This is a genomic window from Endozoicomonas sp. ONNA1 (genome assembly GCF_024606325.1).
Taxonomy (GTDB): Bacteria; Pseudomonadota; Gammaproteobacteria; order Pseudomonadales; family Endozoicomonadaceae; genus Endozoicomonas_A.
The window spans coordinates 20,336-30,746 of record NZ_JAHHPN010000587.1 but is presented as its reverse complement, the minus strand read 5'-3'; the positions used below and the strand labels follow the sequence as shown (position 1 = coordinate 30,746).

The 10,411-nt window shown below is 47.8% G+C and carries 11 protein-coding genes; 1 reads left to right on the top strand and 10 read right to left on the bottom strand.

Annotation, left to right across the window (positions count from 1 at the left end; translation table 11 throughout):
- Positions 1-55: 55 nt before the first annotated feature.
- The 8 genes from KDK19_RS13660 to KDK19_RS13625 form a co-directional block, all read right to left on the bottom strand.
- Entirely contained in the window at positions 56-1,210 is a 1,155-nt protein-coding gene (locus KDK19_RS13660; RefSeq protein ID WP_257292170.1) for an ABC transporter ATP-binding protein, read from the bottom strand.
- A gap of 9 nt (positions 1,211-1,219) precedes the next feature.
- Positions 1,220-1,954, bottom strand: coding sequence for an HAD family hydrolase (locus KDK19_RS13655; RefSeq protein WP_257292171.1), 735 nt, complete (start codon positions 1,952-1,954; stop codon positions 1,220-1,222).
- Positions 1,944-3,365, bottom strand: a complete 1,422-nt coding sequence (locus KDK19_RS13650; RefSeq protein WP_257292169.1) for a CehA/McbA family metallohydrolase — start codon at positions 3,363-3,365, stop codon at positions 1,944-1,946. Before KDK19_RS13650 ends, KDK19_RS13655 begins: the two co-directional genes overlap by 11 nt.
- 64 nt (positions 3,366-3,429) lie before the next feature.
- Entirely contained in the window at positions 3,430-4,710 is a 1,281-nt protein-coding gene (locus KDK19_RS13645; RefSeq protein WP_257292168.1) for an extracellular solute-binding protein, read from the bottom strand.
- Positions 4,711-4,716: 6 nt separating this feature from the next.
- On the bottom strand, positions 4,717-5,637 hold the full coding sequence (locus KDK19_RS13640) for a carbohydrate ABC transporter permease (RefSeq protein WP_257292167.1): 921 nt from the start codon (positions 5,635-5,637) through the stop codon (positions 4,717-4,719).
- A gap of 10 nt (positions 5,638-5,647) precedes the next feature.
- Positions 5,648-6,532 carry a carbohydrate ABC transporter permease gene (locus KDK19_RS13635; RefSeq protein ID WP_257292166.1) on the bottom strand — a complete coding sequence of 295 codons (885 nt, stop codon included), beginning with the start codon at positions 6,530-6,532 and terminating at the stop codon, positions 5,648-5,650.
- A 106-nt stretch (positions 6,533-6,638) separates the two neighbouring features.
- The gene (locus KDK19_RS13630) at positions 6,639-7,523 is read right to left on the bottom strand and encodes a LysR substrate-binding domain-containing protein (RefSeq protein WP_257292165.1); all 885 of its coding nucleotides are present in this window, start codon (positions 7,521-7,523) and stop codon (positions 6,639-6,641) included.
- 73 nt (positions 7,524-7,596) lie between these two features.
- The gene (locus KDK19_RS13625) at positions 7,597-7,941 is read right to left on the bottom strand and encodes a multidrug efflux SMR transporter (protein ID WP_257292164.1); all 345 of its coding nucleotides are present in this window, start codon (positions 7,939-7,941) and stop codon (positions 7,597-7,599) included.
- Between the two features lie 212 nt (positions 7,942-8,153).
- On the opposite strand from KDK19_RS13625, the gene KDK19_RS13620 reads away from it, so the two are divergent.
- Positions 8,154-8,510 (top strand): PilZ domain-containing protein, encoded by a 357-nt coding sequence (locus KDK19_RS13620; protein ID WP_257280341.1) that lies wholly within the window; start codon positions 8,154-8,156, stop codon positions 8,508-8,510.
- 1 nt (position 8,511) lies between these two features.
- Here KDK19_RS13620 and lrp read toward each other — a convergent pair whose 3' ends face one another.
- Together lrp and alr are read right to left on the bottom strand one after the other, a co-directional pair.
- The gene (gene lrp, locus KDK19_RS13615; protein ID WP_257280342.1) at positions 8,512-9,000 is read right to left on the bottom strand and encodes a leucine-responsive transcriptional regulator Lrp; all 489 of its coding nucleotides are present in this window, start codon (positions 8,998-9,000) and stop codon (positions 8,512-8,514) included.
- Between the two features lie 256 nt (positions 9,001-9,256).
- A complete protein-coding gene (gene alr, locus KDK19_RS13610) occupies positions 9,257-10,354 on the bottom strand; it encodes an alanine racemase (protein WP_257274639.1) in 1,098 nt (365 codons plus the stop codon).
- Between the last annotated feature and the right edge of the window lie 57 nt (positions 10,355-10,411).

The window sequence follows — 10,411 nt, the reverse complement described above, 5'->3', positions numbered from 1 at the left end:
CTCGCTATTCTCCTCAGAAGCAGAAATTTTTATCCTCAATTTCTTGCAATCCTCGCTACGGACGCTTAAGTCCGACAGGCTCCTGGCCTAAAGTTTCTTCGGTATCCAAATCGAACAGGTGGCATTGAGAGACCCTGAATTTCAACAAGGCAGAGTCACCACCCGACACCAGCCTGTCAGCATCGAAGGGTATCCTTGAGATCATCCTGTCACCTCCCAACTGAAAATAGAGGTAAAGTTCATTGCCCATTGATTCCACCACATCAATTTTGTGGCGTTGGGTGTTGACTTCGCAAGGTGAAGTAAAGTCGCTGGCTAACTGAATATGCTCAGGGCGAACGCCAAACCAGACCCACTCACCTGTTCTCTGTCTGGCCAGGCCTTGCTTTTGTTTCGGTAGCTCCCAGCGATGTCCACTCTCTGCAATCACATTCATTACGCCATCAATGTCATCAATACGCACTTTAATGATGTTCATCGCCGGAGAACCAATAAAACCGGCAACAAACTTATTAGCAGGGTATTGATAGAGGTTCATCGGCGTATCGACCTGCATTATTTGACCTTGGTTAAGTACACAGATTCGATCACCCAGCGTCATGGCTTCCACCTGGTCATGGGTGACATAAATCATGGTGGCATTTTGCCCTTCCGCTTTCAGATCATTATGCAGCTGAGCAATACTGACCCGGGTTGACACTCTGAGTTTGGCATCCAGATTTGAAAGCGGCTCATCAAAGAGAAAAACATCCGGCTTGCGAACCATGGCACGACCCAAAGCCACCCGCTGTCTCTGCCCACCCGACATTTCACCGGGTTTATTTTTCAGTAGATGCTCAATGTCGAGTGTCTTTGCCGCTTCTGCAATACGCTGTTCTACTTCGGCTTTTGCCAGCTTTTGCTGCTTCAAACCAAAGGCCATATTTTCATACACGGACATATGAGGATAAAGCGCGTAGTTTTGGAAAACCATGGAGATACCACGATCTTTGGGAGGCAAATCATTAACTCGCCTGTCACCGATGTACACATCGCCTTCAGAGATATCTTCCAGGCCTGCAATCATTCTCAGCGTGGTTGATTTTGCGCAGCCAGAGGGGCCCACAAACACCATGAACTCACCTTCACGGATGTTGAGATCGACACCATGTACCGCTTTAAAACCATTCGGGTACGTTTTTTCTATCCCTTTCAGCGTGACTTCAGCCATTGCTCAACCTTAAATCAATTCATTAAATGCGTGTGGGTCAAAGTGTGCCACCGATGGGATGACAAGATCTGCCAGAGGCTCCAGCTCGCTCGCCAGGGCTGTCCCTGTCAGTACCCCGATTTTCTTCGCGCCCCCATTGGTACCAAATTCCATATCGGATATCGTATCTCCGAACATTATGACCTCGTGGGGTTCAATGCCACATTGCTGACAAAACGCATTCAAAAGAGCGGGAGCTGGCTTGGGTTCTATATTCCCATCACTGTATCCAACATAATCAAACAGCTCACTCAGACCTGACTGTTCCAGCGTATATAGCGTTGAATCTTTAGTGTCTGCTGTCGCAATGCCTAAAATCATCCCTCGTTGCTTGAGGGAAGTGAGTGTGTCTGCCACTCCGGGTAAGGCTTCAATCCATTCAGGATTTTCTGTAACCTGCTGGTTAAAAGCGTCCTTGGTCACTCTGGTAAATTCTGTCAGTGATACCTTAGGATTGAGCATCTTAAACCATGCAGCAGCTGTGTCTTCAACAGGGTTAGAAGCGAGTAGTCCATGATTGTCGACCTTGTCTCCCTCAACGCCAATCGCCAAGAGTAACTCCGACTCAGTGACATTTTGATGACCTTGTCTATCATCGCTGTAGTTTTTTACCCGATGGCAGGCACTGCGCGAAACCTTTAACCACATATTGTGGAACTCCAATAGCGTGCCATCTTTATCAAACAGTAGTGCTTTATACTTCATCACTATTTAATCGCTCTATCAGCTCTCCCCAACTACGCACTTTCGGGGCTTTAAAAGTAGGCTTGGTACCGTTATAAACAGCATTGATACAGCCTTCGAATTCCCGGGTCTGGGCTCTGCGAATATCAACCCGACACCAATGATAATCGGAATCGACCTTCATCATTTTCGGTTCTGAACCCAGCATCATCGTTGCAACCAACTCGCCATCGACAATGCACTCAGCGAGATAACTCAACTGAGTATCTTGCACGGCTATTCGGTAGCTGAGCGGCTCGCCCGAGCTATCAGCTCCCGGCAAGAGTTGATGGTTGTTGATATCAAACGAAAGCCCGCAACGACGCTCTATGTAGACTTGACCGTTGCGCAAACCGGATAGGATGCCTTCACCACTCAAACCGTGGCTGAAGACAAAGGTAGCAGGATCGCCATATATCGACGGTTCCATCGCTTTGGGGTTGCGTTCATGGGGCTCCAGATGCGAGTCACTTCCACCTATGGCGGCCACCCGATGACCGCAATTCCACATTTCATTGAGCACCCGCAGCGCAGACTCAGTGGCTTGAGGCGATGTCGGCCAGGTGGGATCGCAACACACTTCAAAGGTTGAGATCTGCTCAAGTAAAAGCTGTGGATACTGCCAATGCCAGGGTTTCATCATCGGGTGATTAATACTGATGGAGCTTTGCTCCGCACGGGCGAGTTGCATACCGGCTTCGATAACCCTTTGGCTGGTAAGCTCGACATTTCGAAGATCCAACATGCATTCAGGCCCGTGAACATTAAAATGTCCCAGGTCAGTGGTCACCTCGATGCCAGGTAAGAAAAGACATGACTCAGAGACAGGCAATCCTGGCTGGCAAATGTTGTGTTCGGTAAAGAAAAAGAAATCGAGTTTTTGTGACTCCACAATCTGCTTTGCGGCAGAGAGACTATTGTGACCATCAGAAAGTCTGGTGTGAGCATGAAGATCACCACGATACCAGTGTGATTCGGACTTAAGCAGCTTGCTGTAATCAAAGTGGATACGGTGGTCAGTTCCCACAACCTTTTCGGTGAGCAGCTCTTCATGATTTTGCTCCTGATCGAAGTCAATCCAAATACGATATTGTATGGCACGCTTGGGTCTGAACTCGGCATCCATGTTGTATAAGTCGAGATACCATTCCCCTTCCATAACATCGCCATCAATCGCACCAAACCCTGACCGTTCAGGTTTGAAACACAGTGACTTGTTGGCTTTCTCAAAGAGTGCTTTGCCACGATACTGATCCTTTGCATCGTAGACAGCTGCATACAAAAACCTTTTAGTGACCGTAGAGCCCGTAACATTTACCGATAGCGCTCCGTGCGGTACCTTGAATGGCAGACGAGTTCGTCCAAAGGTGAGCTCACCTTGAAATTCAGTCATAGCTTTTGCCGATTAATCCTTTACTTAAGAAATGCGAGCCCGTGTAAAACGGACTCGACAGGCATTAAGAGCGGTTTACCCTATCTAACGCTCGCTGCGCTTTTTTTGCTGCCCGTTCAAGCGCTTTCTCAGCAGAAATGTTTTGGATTTGAACCTGGTCAGCGGCCACTTTTAAGGCATCCATAATCTTGCCATTGGTTGGATCCAGGAAGTCAGGGCTTGCTGAGCTGGCTTGCTTCAACGGAATCAGAGCTTGCGGGTTCTTATCTGTAAACGACTTGTATTCAGCGACATCCGTCGCACTCATACGAACCGGAATGTAGCCAGTGAACATTGACCAGGCGGCGGTTTTCTCGGCACTTGTGTAGAATTCCATAAACTCAAACGCTCCTTGAGCCGCTTTTTCATCGGTTCCTTCAGGCATCACGTAAATAAGTGCTCCTGCCTGAGGTGCCGAAGGGTGCGATCCCCAGCCAGGCTGGGTGGTCGCCGCCAGTTTATTGAAATCGAGATCACCCTGGTCACCTGAAGAACCGGTATAGCCCAGTGCATGGTCTTTCATTACGTCGTCAATCGTCTTATACCAGTATTCCCAGCCTTGACCACCATAGTGGATACGCATGATTTCATCATCGTGAATCCATTTGCGGAAGCTATCCCAAACTTCAACCCACTCCTGAGAATCGATGAGCACCTTTTTGCCATCATCACTGATCACTTGAGCGCCATTAGAAAAGGCCGCATCAATCAAATTATCAGGTCCCCACATGGGCTCCCAACCGTAAAATACTGTGTTGCCTTTCTCATCACGCTCGGTCACTTTTTCTGCAACTTTTGCAACACCTTGCCAGGTGTTTAAATCTTCTTCTTCAAAGCCGTTCTTCGCCAACACTTGCTTGTTGTAGTAGAAAACCTGTGTTGTGCCATAAGCGGGTAAGCCAAACACTTGTCCATCTTCCGCTGTCACCTGATCTTTAAAGGCACTGACAAAGTCATCAAAGTTGAATTCCTCGTCCATGTATGTCCTCAGGTCACGGCTTAGACCACGCTGACGCATGGCATCAGCGTAAACGGGATCTAACAGAACTAACTCTGGTGCAGTTTTCGATGCCAAACCAGCCTGAAGCTTTTGGTAAGTCTCGGTGTAATTCCCTTGCAAAGCAGGTTTAATTACGTATTCGTCCTGACTCGTGTTGAACTCTTCTATAAGCTCACTCATCATTTGTTGCGGCTTTGTACCGCCCGAATACCAGAAGTTTACTTCGGTTTTTGCCAGCGCAACGCTCGAGAATATAGACGCACTGACTGCGCCTGTGAGCATGAGTGCGAGAGTTTTTAGTTTCATTTCCGTTTACTCTTTTACGCCATTATCGGCGATACCTGAAAGAATCGTTTTTTGACACACGACGAACAGAATCAATAAAGGCAGCACTGCTATTGTGCTCGCAGCCATAATCTGCGACCAATTCAAGCCGTAGTTACCTTCAGCGATGAAGTAGTGGCGAATACCCGTTGCGATTAAGTTCAGCTCTTGCGAAGTAATCACGAGACTTGGCCACATGTAACTGTTGTAGTTGGTGATGAAGGTAATAAGAAACAGTGTGGCAACCGCAGCCCGGCATTGGGGAAGCATGATGGCCCACAAAATTTTCAGTTCACCGGCTCCGTCAATACGCGCCGCTTCAATCAATGAAGGGTGTATTTTGATAAACACCTGACGAAGGTAGAACACACCAAAAACAGAGGCTGCATTCGAGATAATCAGGCCAGTGTGAGAGTCGAGCAAACTCAGCCTGGCCAGCGTGATGTAGGATGGAATATAGGTCACCGCACCGGGCAGCATGTAGCATCCCATAACCACGAAATAAAGCACAGTTTTGGAGCGAAATCTCAGCTGTGTCAGTGCATAGGCAAACATGGCTGAGTTGATGATTACCAGCACAGTGGTAAATAACGCCACACTAAAACTGTTAAAGATATACAAACCGAAGGGTGCGCTATGGAATGTTTCAACAAATGTCTCCCAGCGGAATGTTTCCGGGATTAAATTAAGCGGGCTGGAAAAAATTTCATCATTCGACTTCAAAGAGCCCGATATCATCCATAGGAAAGGAAACACCATCATGGTTCCGCAAACCATCAGAAAACTATGCTTCGCCAGCGCAACAAAAGCTTGTCTTTCCATTGGACGTTCGGTGCCGGCATTTTTCTTATGGCTGACGGCTTTTATCTGACCTGACGTGGGTGAACCATCAATAGCTTGTGTCGTCATAACCCTATCCTTAGTAGTAAACCCAACGCTTACCGATGTAAGTATTAATCAGGGCAAGCAAGCCTGTGATCGCTAAAATGACCAATGATGTTGCTGCTGCCGGACCCATTTCATAACGCTCAAATGCCTGTTGATAGAAGAGATACAACAAGGTCCGTGTTTCCCCGCCCGGGCCACCCTGAGTGAGAATCTGAAACTGATCGAACGCCTGCACAGCCGTGATGATATTCACTACCACCAGGAAAAATGTTGTCGGTGAAACCAGTGGCAGTGTTATCTTCAGAAAGCGTGTCAGACTGCTGCATCCGTCAATTAAAGAAGCTTCATATAAAGATTCGGGAATCTTGTTTAAGGCACTGATGTAAAAGAGCATGGTCCAGCCAATAGCCTGCCAGATAGTCACGATGACCACGGCCAACATAGCGGTATCCCCTTGCTCCAGCCACGGGATTTTGTAAAAGCCCAAAGACATCAACAGTTGATTAGCGAGACCCGCTTTAGACTCGAAGACCCAGGACCAAACAATAGAGACGGCAACGGTTGGGGTGATCCAAGGAGAAAAGATCACCGCACGATAAAACTGACTACCTGCAAAATTGCGATGCAATAGCAAGGCAAATAGAAGACCAAGCACAACTGTGGGAATGACAACCCCGAGTGAGAACCAAAAGGTATTGAGTAAGGCTTGAATGAACTCAAAGTCCTCTACTATGTATTGGTAGTTCTCCAGACCAATAAACTGGTACTCCGGAGAAATGTAGTCCCAGTCGGTGAAGCTGATATATACCGAGTAACCAAATGGCACCAACCAGAACGTCACGAGGGGTACGAGCAAAGGCGCAGTGAAAAGCAGTACCTTTAACCGGTTCGAAAATTGTTGGGAGAAGGTACTCATGGTTCAACCCTGGCACTTTGATGATATCTCGATAATGTAAACGGGATTTATGACAAGTCTGTTAGACTGAACCACATTTTTTTTATGGGTTCTCATAAGAAAATCTTTAGGTAGGGCCATCGTTTTTAATCTGATGGTGCAGCCAGTCGCAGAAGTAATTTACCTTTGCGTTGCGACTATTTTTGGTGATCAGGTAGTGGCCAGACTCCGCAGGCATAGTCGCCTCGTGAGCCGGCACAATTTTGTTGTTGTTCAGTAATTCGGACGCTGCCAATGAACGTACTAACATGACACCAATGCCACGCTTTACCGCTTCCAGGGCATGGAGTGAGTTACTAATTTCCAATTGTACTCTGGGTAAGGTGATCTCAAGTTCATTGTGGCTCAGCCATTGCAGCCAGTTCTCCTGATAGCCCTTGACTTGTACCGCAGGCAATTGAGAGAAATCCTCATCTTTTAATAGTTGTTGATAATCCCGTTTGAATTCCGGACTGCATACCAACTGCCAGTGCTCCTGAAACAGTTTCTCTGCCCGAGTGTCTTCACTGTCTACTTTGCCGTTCGTAAGTTCTATATCAACATTTTGACAGGGGGTAGTAGAAGGCCAGTCCACAAGTTGGATATCGAGGCGAATGAAAGGATATTTCTGATAAAAGCTGTCTAAGCGGGGGATTAACCAGTTGTGGCAAAATGTCTGATTGACTCTTAACCTCAGAACATCCGCCTCTTGCTCACCAAAAAGAATTTGAGTCTGCAACTTTAAATGAGCCAGCGAACCAGAAACTATGGGTTGATAATGCTGCGCTGAAGAAGTGAGCCTGACGCCTCTCTTGCTCCGTTCAAACAATGTGGTATTAAGAAATGCCTCCAGACTTTTGAGCTGTTGGCTCACCGCAGCCTGTGTTACACACAATTCTCGCGCTGCGGCACCAATGGTCCCAAGTCTGGCCACTGCTTCAAAAGCCACCAGGGCTCTTAGTGGAGGTAGCATGAATTCACCTGACTGAAATAAAAGTGCAAACTACTCCAGGCAAATTACAACATTTCGACACTTAGATGACAGATTAATGACTCACAGAAGATGAGAAGAGATTGATGATCACGGTTCCGGTTAAAATAAAGCCAATGCCAATCAATGCATAGATATCCAGCTTTTGCCCATATATCAGCCATGATGAAGCTGCGACCAAAACAATTCCTGCACCACACCAGATTGCGTAAGCCACACCCAGTGACAGAGTTTGAACCGTAATCGACAACAGGTAAAAAGCCAGACCGTAGCCAACTAATACCGCCATTGTTGGTAAGGGGGAGGTAAATTGATTGGTCTTGGGTAGCCAGGACGTTGCAAAAACTTCCAACACAATCGCTAAGGTTAACGTCAGAGCAGGTGAGAGGGATAACAACATATCAGGCCGTACTTATACTGTAAATTGTCGGATTATAGGGTAATAAAATGTCAGCAATATTTCCCATCTGAGCGGGTCGAATATAAAACCCGCCAGCAGATGGAAAGAGGCTATTTTATAACAGAAGCGAGTGGGCACAGGCAGGAGAATTTTGTCATTTTGCTGAAAAGGCGGTATCTTGAAATTTCGCTCTACGAAAGAGAGGACATGTCATGACAGATACTGTACTTGAGAAGCGGCGGTATCCACGCAAGGTTCTGGCTGAGCCCGCACAGGTTGTGGACAATGACAGTGGTCAGTTACTGGGAGTTCTGGAAGATGTATCCAGAGGCGGATTCAGTATTACGACGGATCAACCTATCCGGTTGGAAGACGTCAGGAATATTACCATGGTATTGCCCGGTCTCAATGACACCGCACATCATGTAACGCTGGTGGCCAAATGTGTCTGGTGTCAGTCTGGCAATAAGCAGGGCGATCACACCAGGGACTTTGCCGCAGGATTCCAGCTTCACGATATTGAAGAGCAGGATGCAGTGGCCCTGAATTATTTCATCAGGGACTATTGAGTTAATCGGGAATTGGGAGATTCAGTGTTTCTTTCAGCTCTTCCATGACGATGTAGCTTTTGGACTCCCTCACTCCCGGAAGCTTTAGCAATATGTCGCCCAGTAATTCCCGGTAAGAAGCCATTTCTGAAATACGGGCCTTGATCAGGTAGTCAAAGTTACCGGATACCAGATGGCATTCCAGCACATTTGGCAGAGCGACAACCGCCCGTCGAAATTCGTCAAAAATATCTGCTGATTTGGTATACAGGCTGATTTCAACATAGACCAGTAAACCTGCCTGAAGATACTGGGGATTCAGTCGGGCACTATAGCCCTGAATAATGCCTTCACGCTCGAGACGCTTGACCCTTTCCATGCAGGGTGTGGTACTCAGTCCCACCCGGTCTGCCAGATCCACGTAGGAAATACGGCCGTTTTCCTGGAGTGTTCGAAGAATATTACGATCAATCCTGTCCAGTTGCCGGACGACTTCTTTTCGACTTCTCATTTCAGCAATCGTCTGATTCAGGTAATTTTGGGCATGGTGCAAATGACCGGATTGTCACAAGTGTCTGTACACTCTGATGCCCTTTAGACCGTGGCTTCTGGCCGTCATAAAAGTGCTTCAGCCACGGGTTAAGAAGAGTATGGCACGGGCAGAAAATATACAAGGGCTGAATCGGTTCTGCAATGTAAAGGATTGGACAGATACTTCGGTCATTCATATTTTCTGGCCAAAAGGATAGCTATTTTTTTAAATTGACTCAGACAGCCTCCTTACACTGAACCGGCTGAGTGTATGAGACGGAAACCCGGCTAATGTTACAGAACAGCTGGTAGGGGATGGTACCGGCATGTCTTGCAATTTCAGTCACTGGCAGGCCTTTACCCCAGAGCAAGGCAGAGTCTCCCACTTTCGCATCCGCCATTTCTGACAGATCAACCGTGAGCATATCCATAGAGACTCGACCCGTCAGTGGCACTGGCTGGCCATTGACGAGTACAGGTGTGCCATTAGGAGCGAGAGGGTAGCCATCGGCATAACCCATGGCTATGACACCCAAACGAGTCGTTTTGTTGGTGACTGCTGTACCGGCATAACCTACCTGGCTGCCAGCAGGAACCTCCTTGATATTGATGATGGCTGAATGAACTTCCATCACAGGCTTGAGCCTGTATTCAATATCATGAGAACGATCGAAAGGAGAGGCGCCGTAAAGCATAAGACCCGGTCGGCTCCAGTCGGTTCTGGCACCAGCGCAATGAATAAGACCAGCTGAATTGGCAATACTTCTCTCACCGGGTAATCCAAGGGTATGCTGCTCAAAAACTTCAAGCTGCTGCAGGGTGTAGCCATTGTCTGTTTCGTCGGCACAGGCCAGATGAGTCATCAACAGAATCTCGCTGATCCAGGGCAGTTGCTCAAGCCTTGTCCAGGCATCGCGATAGTGACCGGGAAGAATACCTACCCTGTGCATGCCAGAGTCCATTTTCAGCCAGACCCTGACCGGCTTCTCCAGTCGTGTTTGTTCAAGTTGTTTTATCTGCTCCGGACTTTGGACGACAATATCAAGGTTTTCTGAGGCAATCTCTGTGAGTTCGCAAGGATCAAAGAATCCTTCGAGAATAAGCAGGCGGTTTCTGACGCCGGCTGCCCTCAGCTCCAGGGCTTCTTCAATGCAGGCCACCGCAAATCCGTCGGCTTCCTCTGACAGCGACTGTGCACAGCGGATGGCACCATGACCATAAGCGTCAGCTTTTACAACGGCCAGAACATTGCCCCCGGCTGCCAGTGATTTAGCCAGTCGATAGTTATACTTGAGAGCGTCAAGATGGATGACGGCTCTGGCCGGCCGACTCATAGTTGCTGCATTTCCCCCGAGTCACATCAAACAGTCACGAGCTGAAAATGCAGCTCA

Bases quoted from the DNA above. Each gene is read 5' to 3' on its own strand.
- KDK19_RS13660 (WP_257292170.1), bottom strand. From the start codon at position 1,210: ATGGCTGAAGTCACGCTGAAAGGGATAGAAAAAACGTACCCGAATGGT.
- KDK19_RS13655 (WP_257292171.1), bottom strand. From the start codon at position 1,954: ATGAAGTATAAAGCACTACTGTTTGATAAAGATGGCACGCTATTGGAG.
- KDK19_RS13650 (WP_257292169.1), bottom strand. From the start codon at position 3,365: ATGACTGAATTTCAAGGTGAGCTCACCTTTGGACGAACTCGTCTGCCA.
- KDK19_RS13645 (WP_257292168.1), bottom strand. From the start codon at position 4,710: ATGAAACTAAAAACTCTCGCACTCATGCTCACAGGCGCAGTCAGTGCG.
- KDK19_RS13640 (WP_257292167.1), bottom strand. From the start codon at position 5,637: ATGACGACACAAGCTATTGATGGTTCACCCACGTCAGGTCAGATAAAA.
- KDK19_RS13635 (WP_257292166.1), bottom strand. From the start codon at position 6,532: ATGAGTACCTTCTCCCAACAATTTTCGAACCGGTTAAAGGTACTGCTT.
- KDK19_RS13630 (WP_257292165.1), bottom strand. From the start codon at position 7,523: ATGCTACCTCCACTAAGAGCCCTGGTGGCTTTTGAAGCAGTGGCCAGA.
- KDK19_RS13625 (WP_257292164.1), bottom strand. From the start codon at position 7,941: ATGTTGTTATCCCTCTCACCTGCTCTGACGTTAACCTTAGCGATTGTG.
- KDK19_RS13620 (WP_257280341.1), top strand. From the start codon at position 8,154: ATGACAGATACTGTACTTGAGAAGCGGCGGTATCCACGCAAGGTTCTG.
- lrp (WP_257280342.1), bottom strand. From the start codon at position 9,000: ATGAGAAGTCGAAAAGAAGTCGTCCGGCAACTGGACAGGATTGATCGT.
- alr (WP_257274639.1), bottom strand. From the start codon at position 10,354: ATGAGTCGGCCGGCCAGAGCCGTCATCCATCTTGACGCTCTCAAGTAT.